Genomic DNA, 19640 nt, shown 5'->3' with positions numbered 1-19640 from the left:
CGAGACGGAGGCCCGCAACCCGCAGCGAGTTGAGTTCGGGGCAGCATCTCCGTCGTCATTGCGAGCGCAGCGAAGCAATCCAGACTGCCGCCGCGGAAAGATTCTGGATTGCTTCGCTGCGCTCGCAATCGAATTTGCCGCGCTACCCCGCTCCGATCTCCGCGACGATCCTGCCCGTGGTCACCTGCTCACCCTCGGTGACGTCGATCGCGGCGACCACGCCGTCGATGCCGGCCTTGTGGACGTGCTCCATTTTCATCGCTTCCAGCGTCAGCACCGGCTGGCCGGCGGCGACGCGGTCGCCCGGCTTGACCAGGACGGCGACGACGCGGCCGTTCATGGCGGCGCGGACTTTTCCGTCGCCGCCGTTGGTTGCCGCCGCCTTTGGCGCAGCGAGAGTGAAGTCGGTCACCGCGAGCGGAAAGCCGCGATGCTGGAGATAGAGCCGATCGCCATCGCGCAGGAATTTGGCGCTGTCCATCATACCGTCGTGACGGAAGCGGATCCCGTCAGGATCGAGCTGATCAATTTCGAACTTGTCCTGCCGGCCGTCGGTGGCGACGGTGTACCCACCATCCCGCTCTCGCGTAACTTCGAGTTCGCGCGCCTGGCCGGCGATCTCGATATTCGCAGGAAGCGGAAACGTTGCCGACAGGCTCCGGCCGCCCCGCCATGACGGCGCGCGCGGATTTGTGACGTAGAGCAGCAGGCCTGCCAGCGCCGTGCCGAACGCCGCGTCCGCCGGGGGAGCCAGCAGCTCGTCGCGATGCGCGCCGATGAACGCCGTCGTCGCCTCGCCCCTGGCAAAGCCGGGATGACGCAGGCAGGACATCAGGAAGGCCTGGTTGGTGGTCACGCCGAAGGCGGTGAGCTGCTCCAGGCCGACGATCAGCCGCCCCCTCGCCTCCTCGCGTGTCGCGCCGTGGCTAATCACCTTGGCGATCATGGAATCGTAGAACGGCGGGATCTCCGAGCCTGATTGCAGCGCGTGCTCGACGCGGATGCCATCCGGCACCTGCCAGCGCGCCATGCTGCCGGACTGCGGCATGAAATCCTGCGCGGCATCTTCCGAGCAGAGCCGCACCTCGATGGCGTGACCTGCGAAGCGGATGTCCTGCTGCCTCACCGGCAATTGCTCGCCGCGCGCGACGCGCAGCTGCAGCTCGACGAGATCTAGCCCCGTGATCGCCTCGGTCACGGGATGCTCGACCTGGAGACGGGTGTTCATCTCCATGAAGTAGAACTCCCCGCTCGCATCGAGCAGGAATTCCAGCGTGCCGGCGCCCTCGTAACGCAGCGCCTTCACCGCGGCGACGGCGACCTCGCCCATTCTCGCACGCAGCTCCGGCGTGACGGCCGGCGACGGCGCTTCCTCGATCAGCTTCTGGTGCCGCCGCTGCACGGAGCAGTCACGCTCGCCGAGATGAATGGCGTTGCCGTGGTTGTCGCCGAACACCTGGATTTCGATATGGCGTGGATTCTGGATCGCGCGTTCGAGGATGACCGTGGCATCACCGAACGCAGCCTTCGCCTCCGACCGCGCGCTGCGCAGCGCGTCGGGGAAGGATGCAGCATCGGTCACGAGCCGCATGCCGCGGCCACCACCGCCGGCCACCGCCTTGATCATCACGGGAAAGCCGATCTTCTTGGCCTCCGCGAGCATGACCTCGTCGCCTTGCTCAAGGCCCTGATAGCCGGGCACGCAGGGCACACCGGCCTTCCGCATGATCTCCTTGGCACCGGCCTTGTTGCCCATCGCCTCGATCGCCTGGGGCGACGGGCCGATGAAGACGAGACCGGCGTCCTTGCAGGCCTGCGCAAAGTCCTCGTTCTCGGCGAGGAAACCGTAGCCGGGATGGACGGCATCCGCGCCGCTGGCTTTCGCCGCGGCAATGATCGCGGGGATGTTGAGATAGGATTGCGCCGGCAGCGCCTCGCCGATGCGCACGGCCTGATCGGCCTGCCGCACATGGAGCGCATCGCGATCCGCGTCGGAATAGACCGCGACGACGCCGAGGCCAAGCTTGCGCGCGCTGCGCATCACCCGCAACGCGATCTCGCCGCGGTTGGCGATCAGGACCTTGAAGAACGGCCGGTGCTGCACTGATCCGTTCCTCATGGCCGGGCCACCGAAAACTGCATGCGCTGGGGCCTGCGTGCGTCGCCTTCGCGGCAGATCGCGAGCACTTCGGAGAGGACCGCCCGGGTGTCGCGCGGATCGATCACGCCGTCGTCGAGCACGCGCGCGCTGGTCGAGAACACGTCCATCTGACCATCGAACACGCCGACGATCTGCGCCTTCATCGCATCGAGCTTGTCCTTCTCGATCGGCTTGCCGCGCCGCGCGGCGGCGGCTTCCGTCACGATGGCCATGGTCTCGGCGGCCTGCTCGCCGCCCATCACCGCCGTCTTGGCGTTCGGCCAGGAGAAGCAGAAGCGCGGATGGAAGCCGCGCCCGCACATGCCGTAATTGCCGGCGCCGAACGAGGCGCCGCAATAGATGGTGATCTGCGGCACCGTCGCCGACGTCACCGCCTGGATCATCTTGGAGCCGTGCTTGATCATGCCGGCTTCCTCATAGGCCTTGCCGACCATGTAGCCGGTGGTGTTGTTGAGATAGAGCAGCGGCGTGCGGGTCTGACAGCAAGCCTGGATGAAATGCGTTGCCTTGTTGGCGCCGGCAGGATCGAGCGGGCCGTTGTTGGTGATGATGCCGATGGCCTGGCCCTCGATGCGGGCATGGCCGCAGACGGTGGCCGGGCCGTAATTCGGCGCCATCTCGGTGAAGTCGGAATCATCGATGATGCGGGCAATCACTTGCTTCATGTCCACGGGGCGCTTGTGGTCCATCGGCATGATACCGAGCAGCTCGTCCTGGTCGTAGCGCGGCGGCTTGAATTGCGGAGCAGCTCCGTCTGGCCGCTCCCATTCCAGCGCCGCCATGATCTCGCGCGCGATGCGCAGCGCGTCGCGATCGTCCTCAGCGAGATAGTCGCCGAGGCCGGAGACCTGGGTGTGCATCTCGGCGCCGCCAAGCTCTTCCTCGGTCGCGATCTCGCCGGTTGCGGCTTTCAGCAGTGGCGGACCTGCGAGGAAGGCGCGGGTGCGGCCGCGCACCATGACGATGTAGTCGGACAGGCCCGTTTGATAAGCGCCGCCCGCGGTCGATGAGCCGTGCGTTACGGTCACGACCGGCAGGCCCGCCGCCGAGAGCCGCGCCAGGTTGCGAAAGATGTTGCCGCCGCGAACAAAATCCTCGACGCGGTAGCGCAAGAGATTGGCGCCGGCGCTTTCGACCAGCTGCACGTAGGGCAGCTTGTTCTCCAGCGCGAGCTCCTGCACCCGCAGCGTCTTGTCGAGGCCGAACGGCTGCAGCGCGCCGGCGTCGATGCCGGAATCGCTGGCGCTGACCATGCAGCGGATGCCCGAGACGAAGCCGATGCCGGCGATGACGCCGCCGCCCGGCACGCTCTTGTTCGGATCGGGCACGTCGAACATGTAGCCGGCGAGCGTCGACAGCTCGATGAAGGGCGCGCCGGGATCGAGCACCAGCGCGACGCGCTCGCGCGGCAGCAGCTGACCGCGCTTGTGAAAGCGGTCCTTTGCTGCGGCCGATGCGGCACGCGTGCGCTCTTCCAGCGCGCGCATGCGGTCGATCAGACCCAGCATGCCGTCGCGGTTGGCGTGGTAGGCCGCGCTGCCGGGGGAAATGGTATTTTCGAGAATGGACATTAATGCTCCTTCCCGTCATTCCGGGGCGCGCGTAGCGCGAGCCCGGAATCCATATTCCCGATCGTGGTTATGGATTCCAGGCCTGGCCCTTCGGGCCATCCCGGAATGACGGAGTGTGGCTTACCGATTCGTCCCAAAGATCTTCCGCGCCTCGGCGGGGCTTGCGATCTCGCGGCCGGCGCGGCGGGCACAGGCGGCGACGGCTTCGATGAGCTGGCCGTTCGACGTCACCTTCGTGCCGTCGGCGAGATAGAAGGTGTCTTCGAGGCCGGTGCGCAGGTGACCGCCGAGCTCGGCGCAGCGCTGGTGCAGCGGCCAGATCTCCTCGCGGCCGATCGCCGTGACCTGCCAATGCGCCTCCGGACGCTTCAGCTTGATCAGGATCGGCAACAGGTCGGGATCCGACGGCATGCCGGAGGCGACGCCCATCACGAAGTTATATTCGAGCGGGCCCTTGTACATGCCAACCTGGGTGTACATGCCGACGCAGCGGACGATGCCGACATCGAAGCATTCGAACTCGGGGATGGTGCCGACCGCGTTCATGACGTCGAGATAGTCCTTCACCTTCTCGACGGCGTTGTCGAACATCATCGGCGGCCAGGCCCAGGTGTTGTCGGCCTTCACTTTCAAATAGTTCAGCGAGCCGGCGTTGCAGGCGGCGATCTCCGGCCTGGTCTCGCGGATGCAGTCGAGCGCGCCTGAGTAGTTCGGCCCCGACACGCCCGAGGTGTGGTTGATGATCACGCCCGGGCAGGCTTCGCGGATCGCCTGCTGGATCTCCTTGCTGACACTGACCTCCCAGGACGGCAGGTGCCCCTTGTTCGGCGCCTGCTGACGCAGATGGATGTGCATGATGCTGGCGCCGGCATCGAACGCAGCCTTGGCCTCGCGCGCCATCTGCTCCGGCGTCACCGGCACGTTGTGCTGCTTGGGGTCGGTGAGCACGCCGTTCAGCGCGCAGGTGATGACGGCCTTGTCGCTCATGCCTTGACGCTCATGACTTGGATGTCTCGCACGTTGAGAATTCAACGCTTGCGATCATGTGACGCGCGGCATGCGGCTTCTTGCGCGGAGAAGCTGGAAAATAGCGAGTTGTAGGTGCGTAGGGTGGGCAGAGGCGCTCTTGCGCCGTGCCCACCACGTCTTGGTATTCGGTGAAAATGGTGGGCACGCTTTCGCTTTGCCCACCCTACGAGAGCGAGCCTAGCTCGCTTCCGCGAGCCTCACCGTCTCGGTGCTGCGATAGATCGCAAGATCGCGCGAGCCGACGAAGATCGCGCGCGGCTTCAAGCCGTAGAAGCGGCGGATCGAGTGGCTGAAATGCGTGCTATCGGGATAGCCGATGTCCTGCGCGAGATGGGCGAGGTTGAGGTCCTGGTTGGCGAAATGCAGCAAGTGCCGCGCGCGCTTCCAGGCGCGGAAGGAGCGGAACGAGATGCCGGTCTCCTCCTTGAACAGATGCAGGAAGCGCGAGGCGGAAAGACCTGCTTCGGCCGCGCAAGTATCCGCCGTCACCGGCTCGCCGGAGAAGCGCCCGATGCGCGCGACCGCGCGCATCACCCGCGGATCGAGCACGCGGCGCGGCAGCGCCTCACCAAAGCACATCTCGTCGAATTCGGCGGTGGTGATGTCGCCGTAGCGGCGCTGGCGCAGCAGCGCGTAGGCGGCGAGGATCTTGCGGGCATAGACAGCCCGGTCCGGTCCGGTCAGCCGCTCGGCCAAAGCCTCGATCACGCCATCCGGCATGCTTTCGGGCTCGAGCGTCACGCTGATTGCAGTGCGGTAGTCGCCGGCAATGGAATGCCGCTGGTTCGGCAGGGTGACGAACAGCTCGCCGGTGGCGAGGACATCGTCGATCGTCAGGTGCAGGTTGCCCTTGACCGCCACATAGACATGGCAGCAGCCGGGGGTCCGCTTGCGTGGGCGGCCGAGCAGGCCGGCATAAAACACCCGTTCCGGCGTGATCAGCATCAGATGGTCGGATTCGCGACCGTTATCTTCCATTGGGGTCCTCCTCGCGCGGCTCTCTGGCCGCTGCGGACGAAGATCACCTTAGCGCAAATTTGAGCGCTGTCACGAAGGGATAGCGCTGTCAGGGCGCGCAAAAGGGCAGCGGTTCCGGTAGGCCGTTGGGCGAACCCGGAACTCTCTCCAGCATCGTCGTCCTGGACAAGCGCAGCGAAGCGGAGCGCGGATCCAGGACCCATTCCCACAGTAAGGAATTTGGCGAAGGTCGACGGTTACACCTCCCACTCCAAACGATTACCGGGGTAATGGGTCCTGGCTTTCGCCAGGACGACAACTACGCCCTTACCCGCGGCGCGACATTCTGCTCGACTCCAGCCTTCTGCTCCGCAGCAACGGCGCGCTTGAAGCCCTCGCGCTGCTGCAATCGCGCCCAATAGGCTGCGACGTTTGGCCCGAAATCCTTGGCGAGCCCGATGTTGTCGGCGAGGCGAAGCGCGTAGCCGATCACAATGTCGGCGGCGGTGAAGCGGCCGGCGCACAAGGTTTCGGCATTCGCGGTCGCTGCCTCAACGGCGCGCAGCCGGCCCAGGAACCATTTGGCATAGTCGCCGGCGACCTGCGGATTGCGGCGCTCCTCCGGCTCGAGCTGGGTGTAGCGGAGCACCAGCGTCTGCGGGAAGGTTAACGTGGCATCGCTGAAATACATCCAGTTCAGGAACGCGCCATAGGCGGGATCCTCGACGTCCACCATCAGCGGCGTCGGGGCGTATCTGGTGCCGAGGTAGTGGCAGATGCCCGAGGACTCCGTCATCTTCGTCTCACCGTCGATCATGAAGGGAATCGTGCCGAGCGGGTTGAGCGCGAGATACTCCTTGGCGAACACCCGCGGCGGGAACGGCAGCATCTTCAACTCGTACGGCAGCCCCATCTCCTCCAGCATCCAGAGCGGACGGAACGAGCGTGCGGCGTCGCAGTGATAGAGCGTGATCATGATGCATTCCCTTTGCTGCCGGGCAGCGTGCCCATCATCTTGCACAGGACCATCAGCATGACCTCGTCGGCGCCGCCGCCGATCGAGGTCAGACGGCTGTCGCGATAGGCACGGCTGACCGGCGTCTCGTTGGTAAAGCCCATTCCGCCCCAATATTGCAAGCAGGCGTCGGTGAGCTCCCGGCCGAGCCGGCCGGCCTTCAACTTGGCCATGGTCGCGAGCCTGGTCACGTCCTCACCCGCCACCAGCGCCTCACCGGCGCGATAGATCAGTGCGCGCAGCAGCTCGACCTCGGTCTGCATCTCCGCGAGCTTGAAGTGCACGACCTGGTTGTCGAGGATGCTCTGGCCAAAAGCCTTGCGGTTGCGGGTGTATTCGATGGTCTCGTTGATGATGTATTCGTGCGCCTTGAGGCAGGCGGCCGCGCCCCACAGCCGCTCCTCCTGGAACTGGATCATCTGGTAGGTAAAACCCTCGCCCTCCTCGCCGATCCGGTTGCGCTTGGGCACGCGGACATTGTCGAAGAATATCTGCGCGGTGTCGGACGAGCGCATGCCCATCTTGTCGAGCTTGCGGGCGACCGTGACGCCCTTGGCCTTCATGGGCACGCAGATCAGCGACTTGTTGCGGTGAACGGGCCCGTCGCCGGTGTTGGCGAGCAGGCAGATCCAGTCGGCCTGGGTGCCGTTGGTGATCCACATCTTGCCGCCATTGATGACATAGTCGTCGCCGTCGGAGCGCGCAGCGGTCTTGATCGAGGCGACGTCGGAGCCGGCGCCGGGCTCGGAGACGCCGATGCAGGCGACGAAATCACCCGCAATCGAGGGCGCCAGGAATTCGCGCCGCACCTCGTCGGAGCCGAACCGCGCCAGCGCCGGCGTCGCCATGTCGGTCTGCACCCCGATCGCCATGGGCACGCCGCCGCAGGTGATGGCCCCGAGCTCCTCCGCCATCATCAGCGCATAGGAATAGTCGAGCCCCGAGCCGCCGAATTCGACCGGCTTGTTCAATCCGAGGAAGCCGAGGTTGCCCATCTTCTTGAACAGCGCGTGCGCGGGGAAGATATCGGCCTTCTCCCATTCGTCGACGTGCGGATTGATCTCGTTCGCGATGAATTTTTGCAGGGAGCGGCGGATGTCGTCGTGGTCGGCGGTGAATAGCATTTCTTTCCCTTCGTCATTCCGGGGCGCGCGAAGCGCGAACCCGGAATCCAGAGATGAGTCCTACAATATCGAGATTTCGGGTTCGACGCTTCGCGCCGCCCCGGAATGACGGCGAAGGTCACAGCCCCATCTGCCGCGACGCCAGATCCTTCATGATCTCCTCGGTACCGCCGCCGATGGCGTTGACCTTGACCTCGCGGTAGATGCGCTCGGCCTTGATGCCGCGCATGAAGCCGGCGCCGCCGAATATCTGCACCGCTTCCGAGGCGCAGAACGCCATGGTCTGCGTTGCCTAGTTCTTCATCATGCAGATTTCGGCGACCGGACTTTCGCCCTGCTCCAGACGCCAGGCCAGCATCTCCAGCATCGCCTGCGAGGCCGCGACCTTCTGCGCCATGTCGACAATCTTGTGCCTGATGACCTGATGCTGGGCGAGCGGCTTGCCGAAGGTCTTGCGTTCCTTGGCGTAGGCAATCGCCTCGTCGAGGCAGACGCGTGCGAAGGCGGTGCAGCCCGCCGCCATGCCCATGCGCTCGCTGTTGAAATTCTGCATGATGATCTTGAAGCCCTGGCCCTCCTCGCCGATCAGATTTTCGGCCGGCACGCGGCAGTCGTCGAAATGCAACGTCGCGGTGTCGGAGGCCCACCAGCCCATCTTCTTCAGTTTTGTCCTGGACAGGCCGGGCGTGTCGCCCGCGATCAGGAGCAGGCTGACGCCGCCGGCGCCCTCGCCGCCCGTACGCACGGCGACGGTCAGATAATCGGCGCGCATGCCCGAGGTGATGAAGGTCTTCTCGCCGCTCACGACGTAGTGATCGCCGTCCCGCCGCGCCCGCGTGCGAAGGTTTGCAACGTCCGAGCCGCCGCCCGGCTCGGTGATCGCGAGCGCGGAGATCTTCTCGCCTGCCAGCACCTGCGGCAGCACGCGCGCCTTCACCTCCGGCCGCGCCGCACGCGCGATCGGCGGCGAGCCGATGGTGTGGCTCATCAGGCTGGCGCTGACGCCGCCGGCGCCGGCCTGCGCCAGCTCCTGGCTCGCCACGATCTTCATGAACTGGTCGGCGGCAATCCCGCCATATTCCTCGGGGAATCCGAGCCCCAGCAGGCCGATCTCCGCCGCCTTGCGATAGAGCGCGCGGGGAAATTCGCCGGCCTCGTCCCATTCATGGGCGAAGGGCGAGATCTCCTTCTCGACAAAGCGGCGCATCACGTCGCGGAAGGCATCGTGCTCGGCGGTATAGAACGGGTTCTTCATCGCACTCTCGCCTCGCGGACGGATTCGTCTCATCCACCATGGCTGGAACCTGGGCAGCTCACTTGCGCGGAGTGGCTGACCCGGGAAGGCCATTCAGCAGGCCATCACCTAGCAACTCAACGCAAGACGATTTTCGCCCCTCGCGCGCCAACTCCAAATCAAAAAAGACGTGTTGCACAAACTCCGGCTGGCCCCAGGGCCACGCCGGGCATTGCACGGCAATAGGGATACAGGCGGCACAAGACCGCCGAGGGAGGGTTTTTTGGCCGTTCGTTACTACGACTGGATCGCCCATCATGGCCGCCGCACGCCTGGCAAGGTCGCGGTCATCGACCTCGCGAGCGAGCGCCGCTTCACCTATTCGCAGCTGGATGCGAGGGTCTCGCGTCTCGCCTCGTTCCTGTGTCACACGCTGAAGGTCTCGCGCGGCGACCGCGTCGCGGTGCTGGCGCTGAACACGACCGATACGCTGGAGGTGCAGTTCGCCTGCGGGCGGTTAGGTGCGATCTTCGTGCCGCTGAACACCCGCCTCACCGTTCCCGAACTCCAGTTCATCACCGCTGATTGCGCGCCGAAGGTGATGATCCATGATGCCGACCTCGCCGAGACGGCGCTGAGCGTCGCCAAGCTCTGCGGTGTAGCGACCAGCCTGCTGCTCGGCCCCGGCGGGGCCTACGAGGCCGGCATCGCCGCCGCAAAGCCGCTCGACCGGATCGAGGAGGTCACACTCGATGACGTCTCGACCATCATGTACACGTCCGGCACCACGGGTCATCCGAAGGGCGCGACCATCACCCACGGCATGACGTTCTGGAATTGCGTCAATCTCGGCGGTCCCGCCTGCATCGGACCGTCCTCGGTGCTGCTCACCGTGCTGCCGCTGTTCCATACCGGCGGGCTGAATTGCTACACCAATCCGGTGCTGCATGCCGGCGGCACCGTGATGATTATGCGGGCCTTCGATCCCGGCACGGCGCTCGGCCTGATCAACGACCCCGCGCAGGGCATCAACGTGTTCTTCGGCGTCCCCGCGATCTACCAGTTCATGGCGCAGCATCCCGCTTTCGCAACGACCGACCTTACCCGGCTGATCGTCGGCGGTGTCGGCGGCGCGCCAATGCCCGTGCCGCTGCTGAAGGTCTGGGAGGCGCGCGGCGTCGCACTCCAGCAGGGCTATGGCATGACCGAGACCTCGCCGGCCGTGCTGGTGCTCGACCGCGAGGATGCGGCGCGCAAGGCCGGCTCCGCCGGCAAGCCGGTGCTGCACACGGAAGTCCGCATCGTGCGACCCGACGGCAGCGACGCCGATGTCGGCGAGCTTGGCGAGCTCTGGGTGAAGGGACCAAACATCACGCCCGGCTACTGGAACAGGCCGGAGGCGAACAAATCCTCCTTCACCGACGGCTGGCTCCACACCGGCGATGCGACACGCGTCGATGAGGAAGGCTTCTACTACATCGTCGACCGCTGGAAGGACATGTACATCTCGGGCGGCGAGAACGTCTATCCGGCCGAGGTCGAGAACGTCCTGCACCAGCTTGGCGCCATCGCCGAGGCCGCCGTCATCGGCATTCCCGATCCGCAATGGGGCGAGGTGGGCCTTGCCATCGTCGCGGTCAAGCCGGGACAAAGGCTGACGGAAACCGACGTCTTCGCACATTGCGCGGCCAATCTCGCGCGCTTCAAATGCCCACGCCAAATTCGCTTCGTCGATGCGCTGCCGCGCAACGCCACCGGCAAGATCCACAAGCCGACCTTGCGCAAGGAATTCTCGGCGGCCACCGAAGTCGACAAGAAAGTCGCCAACGCCTGACCAAAGCGCCCCTCTCGCGGGCGCTTTTTCTTTTTGTAGTGCCTGCTCCGACCCACAAGAAACCCAAGGAATTTCCATGAAAAACAAGAAACGCGTCCTGCTCGCGGCGGCGACGGCCCTGACATTGCTCTCGGTTCAAGGGGCTTACGCACAGAAGAGGTACGATACCGGCGCCTCCGACACCGAGATCAAGATCGGCAATGTCGAGGCCTATTCCGGCCCCGCCTCCGCTTACGGCGTCATCGGCAAGACCGAGGAAGCCTATTTCAAGATGATCAACGACCAGGGCGGCATCAACGGCCGCAAGATCAACTGGATCTCCTATGATGACGGCTACTCGCCGCCCAAGACCGTGGAGCAGGTCCGCAAGCTGATCGAGAGCGACGAAGTGTTCCTGGTGTTCAACGCGCTGGGCACGCCGACCCAGACCGCCGTGCAGAAATATCACAACGCCAAGAAGATCCCGCAGCTCTTCCTCGCCACCGGTGCCAGCAAGTGGAACGACCCGCAAAATTTCCCGTGGACGATGGGCTTCCAGCCGAGCTACCGGGTCGAGGCGCGGATCTTCGCAAAATATATCCTGAAGGAGAAGCCGGACGCGAAGGTCGCGATCTTCTATGCCAACGACGATTTCGGCAAAGACTACGTCGCCGGCATCAAGGACGTGTTCGGCGACAAGGCATCGAAGCTGATCGTGGCCGAGGAGAGCTACGAGACCTCGGAGCCATCGATCGACTCGCACATCGTCAAGCTCAAGGGCACCGGCGCGGACGTCTTCGTGAACATCTCGACCCCGAAATTCGCGGCGCAAGCCATCAAGAAGATCGCGGAGCTGGAATGGAAGCCGATGCACCTGATGACTGATGTCTCGGTGTCCATCGGCGCGGTAATGAAGCCCGCCGGCCTCGAAGCCTCCGAGGGCGTGCTATCGGCCGGTTATCTGAAGGACGCGTCGGATCCGCAATGGAAGGACGACGAGGGCATGAAGAAGTTCATGGCCTTCATCGACAAATACATGCCCGGCGCAAACATCTCGGACGCTAATCTGGTCTACGGCTATGCCGCGGCCCAGACGATGGTGCAGGTGCTGAAGCAGGCGGGCGACAATCTCACCCGCGAGAACGTGATGAAGCAGGCCGCCAGCCTGAAGGACTTCGCCCCCGATACGCTGATCCCGGGGATCAAGATCAACACCTCGCCCACCGACTTCGCGCCGATCGAACAGCTCAAGATGTGGCGGTTCAAGAACGGCCAGTGGGAACTGTTCGGCCCCATCATCAGCGCGGAGCCGAGCGGCTAGTTCTCGGCGAACTGTCCGTGCGGGGGGATGGCGGCCACGGGGCCGCCATCTCTTTATCCGCGGATCTCCAGGGTGAACCTATGCCGGCAGGAACAGCGCGAACGGCTCTTCCACCGTGCGGCGCAGGTGTTTTCGGTACAGCTCATAGTTGGCGTCGCCGGACGCGACCCGTCCCAAGGACGGCGTCGGAACGTTCCTGAGCGGCACGTAGGCGATCGGTGCTGCAATCGGCGTCAGCTGCGAGCCGGGACCGGCGCGGAGCGTCGAGATGATGCCGTACATCTCGCCGGCGACCGTCGGCCGCGACACCGTGATCACGCGATGCTGGCCGTGCTTGATGATGACGAGATAGATGAAGCCGGACTGATGCGGCACGGCGACCTCGCCGGTATGCTCATAGGCGGCATCGGTCCGATCGCCCTCGCGGAAGACCAGCGACGAGACCGTCGGCTCCCACAAGATTTCGGTGCGGTAGGCGAAGATCGCGTCCTTGTCGCCAAACGACGGCCGCAGCGTGATGTAGACATCCTCGAGCCAGGTCACCGCGCGATGCGCATAGGAGCCGAGGCTGTCGGGCGCGACATCGTTCGCGGCCGCAGGCGTCACGACGACGACGCTCTTGCGCAAGGACACGCCTAGCGCCTGCTCCAGCCGGACCGTCGTCGCCAGCGTGAACGGCCGGCGGCCGCCGAGCACCTTCTCCAGCGTCGACAGGCTGAGCTTGGCCTGCTCGGCCAGCGCCTGCCGGGAGATCCGGCGCCTGGCGAGCTCCTCGCGAATGGTCTCCGCGATCTCGCGGCTCTGCTCGTCCGAAAGCTGCTTGTCGCCCTGCGTCTGCATCGTCACCCCTGCCTTGGGAGCACCATTCTAGCAGGGCGGACAAACCAGCACAAAACCGCACATGGCCACCCGTCCGCCGCCCGCCCGGGCCGGCCGCGGCGGAACATTGCCGATCATTCTGCTCGCGAAATCAGGCCCTCCCGGCGGATGCTGAGCCTGCAAACATCCTTCGGGAGCAGGCCAGATGAATACCTACGACACAGCCGACAGCGACGAACATCCCATGCTGAGCCGGCTGATCAAGCTCGGATTGTTTCTTCTCGCGCAGGGCATCGCGGTGATGCTGGTCGCCTTCGTGGCCTTGCTGGTGAGCTTCGGGACGAGCTGGTCGGCAACGACCGAACAGGCCAGCCTGCTCCAGCCCGGCGATGCCAGGTCCGGCACCCTCCTACTGAAGGAAGATGGCGCCACCACCGAAGCGATCCGCCTCGGCATCGATATCGACATCTCGGTATCGGGCCCGACGCTGCGCACCCGCGTCACCCAGGTGTTCCGCAATCCGACCAAGGACTGGGTCGAGGCCACCTATGTCTATCCGCTCGCGACCAATGGCGCCGTCGACACGCTGAAGATGGTGGTCGGCGACCGCGTCATCGTCGGCGACATCAAGGAGCGGCAGCAGGCGCGCGTGATCTACGAACAGGCGCGCAGCGCCGGCCAGAAGGCCGCGCTCACCGAGCAGGAGCGGCCCAACATCTTCACCAACTCGGTGGCGAATATCGGTCCCGGCGAAACCGTGCTGGTGCAGATCGAATATCAGGAGCCGGTGCATCAATCCGGCAATGAATATTCGCTCCGCGTGCCGCTGGTGGTCGCGCCGCGCTACAATCCGGCGCCGATCGTGCAGAGCGTCGACTTCCGCAACGACGGCTCCGGCTGGGGCGCCGCCACGTCCGATCCCGTGCCCGACCGCGAGCGCATTTCCCCGACGGTGCTGGATCCCGTCAGGAATGCGCCCGCTAACCCGACCAGCATCACAGTGCGTCTGAAGGCCGGCTTTGCGCTCGGCGAGGTCAAGAGCCACCATCGTAACGTCAAGATCGAGAGCCCGGACAACGCGACGCGCATCGTCACGCTCGCCGACGGCGCGGTGCCCGCCGACCGCGATTTCGAACTGACGTGGAAGCCGGCGGCTCAGAAAGCACCGTCGGTCGGCCTGTTCCGCGAGCATGTCGGCGATGCCGATTACCTGCTCGCCTTCGTCACGCCGCCGAGCGCCGAGCAGGCGACGCAGAAGCCGCTGCCGCGCGAGGTCGTGTTCGTGATCGACAATTCGGGCTCGATGGGTGGCACCTCGATCGTCCAGGCCAAGGCGAGCCTGCTCTACGCCCTCGGCCGCCTCCAGCCGGCCGACCGCTTCAACGTCATCCGCTTCGACGATACCATGGACGTGCTGTTTCCGGCCTCCGTGCCGGCGGATGCCGCCCATGTCGGCGAAGCTACCTCGTTCGTCAGCGCCTTGCAGGCGCGCGGCGGCACCGAGATGGTGCCGGCGATGCGCGCCGCGCTGACCGACAAGATCGGTGACACCGGCATGGTTCGCCAGGTCGTGTTCCTGACCGACGGCGCGATCGGCAACGAGCAGCAATTGTTCGAGACGATCACGGCGATGCGCGGCCGCTCGCGCGTGTTCATGGTCGGCATCGGGTCCGCGCCCAACACCTATCTGATGACGCGCGCTTCCGAGCTCGGCCGCGGCGCCTTCACCCATATCGGCTCTGTCGAGCAGGTCGAGGAGCGCATGCGCGGCCTGTTCGCGAAGCTGGAAAATCCGGCGGTGACCGGCCTCAGCGCAAAGTTCTCCGAAGCCACGGCCGACGTCACCCCGGCGATCATTCCGGACGTCTATCGCGACGAGCCCCTGGTGCTGGCGGCCAGGCTCGACAAGCTCGCAGGCTCGCTCGAGATCAAGGGGCGCGTCGGCGACCGTCCGTGGTCGGTGACGCTGCCGTTGCAAAATGCCGCCGAAGGCAAGGGCCTGTCAAAACTCTGGGCCAGGCGCAAGATCGGCGACGCCGAAGTGGCGCGCACGATGCGCGAGATGACGTCGGAAGAGGCCGACAAGGCGATCCTGGCGCTGGCGCTCGACCATCAGATCGTCACGCGGCTCACCAGCCTCGTCGCGATCGACAAGACGCCGAGCCGCCCCGAAGGCGAACCGCTCAAGCTCAGCGAATTGCCGATCAATCTGCCGGCCGGCTGGGATTTCGAGAAGATCTTCGGCGAACGGCCGCAGCTGGTGCCGACGCAGCTGCGCGAACGCCATGCCGATGCGCGCAACCAGCCGGCGGCAAGGCGGCCGACCCCCGCCGCGCCCGACGCGATCCGCCTGCCCAAGACCGCCACCTCAGCCGAGCTGAAGATGATCGGAGGTCTGGTCCTGATCGTGCTCGCCCTGATCCTGTTCGTGTTCAACCGGCGTCAGCCCTTGCTCACTGACGCCGCTTGAGAGAGGAGCCTCCCCGAACTCCTCTGTTAGCGCGCGCGGCTGCCCGTCCCCTACCCAACGGCCGCGCGCGCCTTTTTTGGGAATGTCATTCCGGGGCGGCTCGTAGAGCCGAACCCGGAATCTCGAGGTTCCGGATTCTCGCTACGCGAGCCCCGGAACGACGAACAAGAGATACTCAATGCCCCGCCTCATCTCTCCCCTGGTTCTCGCGCTGATCGGCGCCGTCCTGTTCGGCGACGGCGCCTATATCCATGCCAAGGCGTGGCTCGCGCAGGTGCTGCTGGAACGCGCGTTCGACAGAAACGTCGCGACGGGAGAGGTGGTCAAGCCATGGTCATGGGCCGACACCTGGCCGGTCGCCCGGATCGAGGTGAAGCGGATCGGCGCCAGTGCGATCGTTCTGGACGGCACGAGCGGCCAGACGCTTGCTTTCGGACCCGGCCATATCGAGCGGACAGTCGATGCCGGCGAACGCGGCGTTGCCGTCTATGCCGCCCATCGCGATACGCATTTCCGCTTCTTGCGGAATGTTGCGATCGGAGACGTGATCGAGATCACCCGCCGCGACGGCAGGCATTTCCGCTATCGCGTGGATTCTTCGGCCGTTGTCCGTTTCGACGCATCGGGCATCGATCCCGCGACACAGGATGCCGAGCTCGTGCTCGCCACCTGCTGGCCGTTCGACGCCGTCACGTCCGGTCCCGAACGTTATGTCCTGCATGGCGTCCTGATGGGAGCGAATGAATAGCAGCGATGCATCGCTCATTCCATCACACGGCATACCATGTGGTTGCTACTGCGAAGAACTCGCCATAGAACAGAGTGACGCGCCACCAAGAAGAACAACAGGTGAGATCACGCCATGGAAGCTCGCGTATCTGCTGCATTCTCCTCTCCGCGCCCATGGTCTCCATCGCCCGACGCCAGCGACATCGTAAAAGGCATCCATGCCATGCTGCACCCGCACAACATCGTGCTGGTGGGCGCGACCGACAAGCCCGGCAATTATGCCGAGCGCATCTGGAACAATCTGGTCAAATACGGCTTCGAGGGCGGGCTCTATCCGGTCAACGCCAAGCGCGAGACGATCTGGGGTGTGCCCTGCTACAAGGATTTTGCAGCCCTCCCGGAAAAGCCCGATCATGTCCTGGTGCTGGTGCCGGCCCGTTTCGCCGTGCAGGTTATCCGCGATGCCGCCGCGGCCGGCGCGCGCTCGGCCACCATCGTCACCTCCGGCTTCAGCGAGTTGCAGGATGACGAGAGCCAGAAGCTCGCCGCCGAACTGCAAGCGGCCATCCGCGAAACCGGCCTCGCCGTCACCGGCCCGAATTGCCTCGGCAACTTAAGCGCCGGCGAAAAACTCTTCACCAATATCGACGACCGTGTCGTCACCATGGAGCAGGGCGCGGTGGCGATCGCCGGGCAATCCGGCGCCATCGTCATGGCGATCCGCCAGGCGCTGGAGGATCGCGGCGTCGGCGTCGGCTACATGGTCACGACCGGCAACGAGGCCGGGCTCGAGACGCCGGACCTGATGCGCTATTTCGCGGAGGATCCGAGCGTCAAGGTGATCGTCGTCTACCTCGAGGGCGTGCGCAACACAAAGGCCTTTCGCGACGCCTGCAAGGCGGCGCGCGCGGCGAGCAAGCCCGTGATCGCGCTCAAGCTCGGCGCATCCGAGGGCGGCCGCGCCGCGGCGATGGCGCACACCGGAGCGCTGGCGGGCTCGATCGAGACGTTCGACGCAATCGCAACGCGTGAAGGTGTCATCCGGGTCGGCGGGCTCGACGAATTGATCGAGACCACCGAATGCTTCGTCCACGCCGCCGTACCCAACGGGGACCGGCTCGCCGCGGTCACGCTGTCCGGCGGCAAGCGCGGCATGCTGATCGACGCCTTCTATGCGGAAGGCTTGAACTTCGCGCCGCTGAGCCCGCATGTCAGCTCGGAGCTGGCGAGGATGCTCGGGCCCGGATCGATCGTAGGCAATCCGCTTGACGCCGGCTTTGCCGCGGTCGTCGATCCCTCCGTCTACATGAAGTCGATCAAGCTGATGATCGACGACCCCGAAATCGACATCGTCATCATCGATGCCGAGCTGCCGAAGATGCCGCACGAGCTGCGCGAGCGTAACCTGCGCATCGTCGACGAGATGGCGAGCCGGGCCTCAAAGCCCGTGATCTACATCAGCGCGATGTCGATCGGCTTCACCGAGTTCACCAAGTCCTTGCGCAAATCGCTGCCGCATCTCGCGGTCATGCAGGGCATGGACCGCGCGGTCACCGCGATCAAGTCGCTGCTCGCCTATGCGAAGCTGCGCAAGGAAGTCCCCGACATCGTCTCGAGCTCGAAACCCGCCGCGCGTGCCGTGCTGGAAAAGGCGCTGACATCGGCGAACGGCGCCGCGCTCGACGAAGTCGCCTCGAAAAAGCTCCTGAAGGCCTATGGCATCCCGACCTCGAAGGAAGCGACCGCACAGACGGCGGCGGAAGCCGTGAAGATCGCGAAACAGATCGGCTTCCCGGTCGTGGCAAAGGTCGTCAGCGCCGAGATCCTGCACAAGTCCGACATCGGCGGCGTGGTGCTGAACCTGAGCAATGCGGCCGAGGTGAGGAAGGCGTTCGCCGATATCACCGCGCGGGTGAAGCGGCTGAAGGGCAAGCCGAGGCTCGACGGCATCCTGATCGCGCAGCAGGTCAAGGCCGACCTCGAACTCGTGGTCGGCGCCTCGCTCGACGCCGAGATGGGCCCGGTCGTGCTGTTCGGCACCGGCGGCATCGACATCGAGCTGATGAAGGACGTCGCGCTCGCCGGCGCGCCGCTCGACGAGGCCGAGGCGCGGCTCCTGATCGGCCGCACCAAGGCCGGCATCAAGATGCGCGGCTATCGCGGCAAGCCGGCCTTGCACGAGGCCTCCGCGGTGAAGGCGCTGGTCGGCCTGTCCAACCTGATTGCGGATGCCGGCGACCGGATCGCCTCGATCGACATCAATCCGTTCCTGATCAACACCAGGACGGGCGTGGCGGTCGATGCCCTGATCGTGCTGAACAATGCCGCGGCAAAGCGCGCGGCCGGGCATTGATGTCGCGTTGGGCGGACTAGCGCGCCATTTTGCGCGGCAAAGAGCAGTGGCGGGTTACACTTCCGCCTTCGCTCTTCGAGCTACGGCGGACAAGTCGTTAACCCGCCCGCGTTAGCATTGCGGTCGTTCGGACTCCTTCCAACTTCCCCGCTTTGGTCGTAAAATCGCATCCGCATGGCACGCGCGAGCAATCTGGTGATCGGGACGGCGACGCTGGCGGTGATCGCCGTGGCGTTCGGCGGCCTGCTCGGCGTACAGAAATGGCGCACCATCCAGAGTCGCAGCCAGTTGCGCGTGGTGTTCGAAGGCGGTTCCGCCAGCGGCTTGCGCCGGGGCGGCCCGGTCAATTTCGACGGTGTGCTCGCGGGCCAGATCCTGTCGATCAAGCTGGACAATCCCCGCAAGGTCGTGGCGCTGGTGTTGCTCGACAACTCCGCGCCGATCCGCAAGGACACCGTGGCGGGAATCGAGTTCCAGGGTCTCACCGGCGTCGCCGCGGTCTCCCTGATCGGCGGCGCGCCTTCCGCACCGCCGGTGCCGCTTGATTCGGACGGCATTCCCGTGCTCACCGCCGATCTCAGCGACGTCGAATCCATCGTCGACACCTTGCACAGTGTCGACCGCACGATCGTGAGCAACGCCCCTGCGATCAAGGAGGGGCTCCGCACATTCGAGAACTCCAGCGCCGACCTCAGGAGCAAGGGCGGCGAAATCGATTCCGTCATGGCCAAGGTCGACAGCGCCTTCGCAGGCTTCGACAAGGCGGTCACGAAGATCGAGGGCGTGGTGCCAGGCTTCGTCGATGGCAGGGCCGACGAGCTGTTCGAGACGGTGCAGGGGCTGCGCGAGCTGACCGACACCATGAGGAAGAAGTCGGCGAGCTACATCGAGGACATTCGTCGCTCGCTGCTCGACGTCAGCGAGACCGCCAACAAGATGGCCGGCACGCCCGTGCCGCCGCGGCCACCGCGCAAGCCCGAGCAGAAGAAGCGGTAGGCGTGGCGAGCCGATCCGCCCCTCCGCCAAAAAATCTCGAAAACAACC

At 65.2% G+C, this 19640-nt stretch carries 13 protein-coding genes and 1 pseudogene; 6 read left to right on the top strand and 8 right to left on the bottom strand.

Annotated elements, in window-relative coordinates:
* Positions 1-142 precede the first annotated feature (142 nt).
* The 7 genes and pseudogenes from ACE10W_RS01560 to ACE10W_RS01530 form a co-directional block, all read right to left on the bottom strand.
* A complete protein-coding gene (locus ACE10W_RS01560) occupies positions 143-2119 on the bottom strand; it encodes an acetyl-CoA carboxylase biotin carboxylase subunit (protein ID WP_304550294.1) in 1977 nt (658 codons plus the stop codon).
* Entirely contained in the window at positions 2116-3732 is a 1617-nt protein-coding gene (locus ACE10W_RS01555) for an acyl-CoA carboxylase subunit beta (protein ID WP_028172657.1), read from the bottom strand. Before ACE10W_RS01555 ends, ACE10W_RS01560 begins: the two co-directional genes overlap by 4 nt.
* 120 nt (positions 3733-3852) lie before the next feature.
* Complete coding sequence (locus ACE10W_RS01550; RefSeq protein WP_161532951.1) at positions 3853-4719, bottom strand: 3-keto-5-aminohexanoate cleavage protein; 867 nt, start codon at positions 4717-4719, stop codon at positions 3853-3855.
* A 219-nt stretch (positions 4720-4938) separates the two neighbouring features.
* Entirely contained in the window at positions 4939-5739 is an 801-nt protein-coding gene (locus ACE10W_RS01545) for an AraC family transcriptional regulator (protein ID WP_028172655.1), read from the bottom strand.
* Positions 5740-6037: 298 nt separating this feature from the next.
* Positions 6038-6694, bottom strand: coding sequence for a glutathione S-transferase family protein (locus ACE10W_RS01540; protein WP_011083803.1), 657 nt, complete (start codon positions 6692-6694; stop codon positions 6038-6040).
* Entirely contained in the window at positions 6691-7857 is a 1167-nt protein-coding gene (locus ACE10W_RS01535) for an acyl-CoA dehydrogenase family protein (protein WP_304550291.1), read from the bottom strand. Before ACE10W_RS01535 ends, ACE10W_RS01540 begins: the two co-directional genes overlap by 4 nt.
* A gap of 118 nt (positions 7858-7975) precedes the next feature.
* A pseudogene (locus tag ACE10W_RS01530) lies at positions 7976-9112 on the bottom strand (acyl-CoA dehydrogenase family protein).
* A gap of 262 nt (positions 9113-9374) precedes the next feature.
* Between ACE10W_RS01530 and ACE10W_RS01525 the strand changes: the two are divergent.
* Positions 9375-10925: a long-chain fatty acid--CoA ligase gene (locus tag ACE10W_RS01525; RefSeq protein WP_304550289.1), complete on the top strand. Its 1551-nt coding sequence runs from the start codon at positions 9375-9377 to the stop codon at positions 10923-10925.
* Between the two features lie 76 nt (positions 10926-11001).
* Entirely contained in the window at positions 11002-12225 is a 1224-nt protein-coding gene (locus tag ACE10W_RS01520) for an ABC transporter substrate-binding protein (protein ID WP_038965212.1), read from the top strand.
* A 78-nt stretch (positions 12226-12303) separates the two neighbouring features.
* Here ACE10W_RS01520 and ACE10W_RS01515 read toward each other — a convergent pair whose 3' ends face one another.
* The gene (locus ACE10W_RS01515; RefSeq protein WP_304550288.1) at positions 12304-13065 is read right to left on the bottom strand and encodes a helix-turn-helix transcriptional regulator; all 762 of its coding nucleotides are present in this window, start codon (positions 13063-13065) and stop codon (positions 12304-12306) included.
* Between the two features lie 184 nt (positions 13066-13249).
* Here ACE10W_RS01515 and ACE10W_RS01510 point away from each other — a divergent pair, with 184 nt between their 5' ends.
* The 4 genes from ACE10W_RS01510 to ACE10W_RS01495 all read left to right on the top strand — a co-directional run bounded on the left by ACE10W_RS01510 (position 13250) and on the right by ACE10W_RS01495 (position 19592).
* Complete coding sequence (locus ACE10W_RS01510) at positions 13250-15514, top strand: marine proteobacterial sortase target protein (protein ID WP_304550287.1); 2265 nt, start codon at positions 13250-13252, stop codon at positions 15512-15514.
* Positions 15515-15692: 178 nt separating this feature from the next.
* The gene (locus tag ACE10W_RS01505; RefSeq protein WP_375762500.1) at positions 15693-16262 is read left to right on the top strand and encodes a class GN sortase; all 570 of its coding nucleotides are present in this window, start codon (positions 15693-15695) and stop codon (positions 16260-16262) included.
* Between the two features lie 114 nt (positions 16263-16376).
* Positions 16377-18596 (top strand): acetate--CoA ligase family protein, encoded by a 2220-nt coding sequence (locus tag ACE10W_RS01500; protein ID WP_304550285.1) that lies wholly within the window; start codon positions 16377-16379, stop codon positions 18594-18596.
* A gap of 174 nt (positions 18597-18770) precedes the next feature.
* Positions 18771-19592 (top strand): MlaD family protein, encoded by an 822-nt coding sequence (locus tag ACE10W_RS01495; protein WP_271557130.1) that lies wholly within the window; start codon positions 18771-18773, stop codon positions 19590-19592.
* Positions 19593-19640 lie beyond the last annotated feature (48 nt).

The sequence above is a fragment of the Bradyrhizobium sp. B025 genome, from assembly GCF_042257955.1.
In the GTDB taxonomy this organism is placed as follows: domain Bacteria; phylum Pseudomonadota; class Alphaproteobacteria; order Rhizobiales; family Xanthobacteraceae; genus Bradyrhizobium; species Bradyrhizobium diazoefficiens.
This window is presented reverse-complemented; position numbering and strand designations above follow the sequence as displayed.

What these genes read in the sequence shown, in the direction of transcription:
- ACE10W_RS01515 (WP_304550288.1), bottom strand. Translation starts at nt 13,065, where the DNA reads ATGCAGACGCAGGGCGACAAGCAGCTTTCGGACGAGCAGAGCCGCGAG.
- ACE10W_RS01505 (WP_375762500.1), top strand. Translation starts at nt 15,693, where the DNA reads ATGCCCCGCCTCATCTCTCCCCTGGTTCTCGCGCTGATCGGCGCCGTC.
- ACE10W_RS01545 (WP_028172655.1), bottom strand. Translation starts at nt 5,739, where the DNA reads ATGGAAGATAACGGTCGCGAATCCGACCATCTGATGCTGATCACGCCG.
- ACE10W_RS01535 (WP_304550291.1), bottom strand. Translation starts at nt 7,857, where the DNA reads ATGCTATTCACCGCCGACCACGACGACATCCGCCGCTCCCTGCAAAAA.
- ACE10W_RS01520 (WP_038965212.1), top strand. Translation starts at nt 11,002, where the DNA reads ATGAAAAACAAGAAACGCGTCCTGCTCGCGGCGGCGACGGCCCTGACA.
- ACE10W_RS01555 (WP_028172657.1), bottom strand. Translation starts at nt 3,732, where the DNA reads ATGTCCATTCTCGAAAATACCATTTCCCCCGGCAGCGCGGCCTACCAC.
- ACE10W_RS01560 (WP_304550294.1), bottom strand. Translation starts at nt 2,119, where the DNA reads ATGAGGAACGGATCAGTGCAGCACCGGCCGTTCTTCAAGGTCCTGATC.
- ACE10W_RS01540 (WP_011083803.1), bottom strand. Translation starts at nt 6,694, where the DNA reads ATGATCACGCTCTATCACTGCGACGCCGCACGCTCGTTCCGTCCGCTC.
- ACE10W_RS01495 (WP_271557130.1), top strand. Translation starts at nt 18,771, where the DNA reads ATGGCACGCGCGAGCAATCTGGTGATCGGGACGGCGACGCTGGCGGTG.
- ACE10W_RS01510 (WP_304550287.1), top strand. Translation starts at nt 13,250, where the DNA reads ATGAATACCTACGACACAGCCGACAGCGACGAACATCCCATGCTGAGC.
- ACE10W_RS01550 (WP_161532951.1), bottom strand. Translation starts at nt 4,719, where the DNA reads ATGAGCGACAAGGCCGTCATCACCTGCGCGCTGAACGGCGTGCTCACC.
- ACE10W_RS01500 (WP_304550285.1), top strand. Translation starts at nt 16,377, where the DNA reads ATGGAAGCTCGCGTATCTGCTGCATTCTCCTCTCCGCGCCCATGGTCT.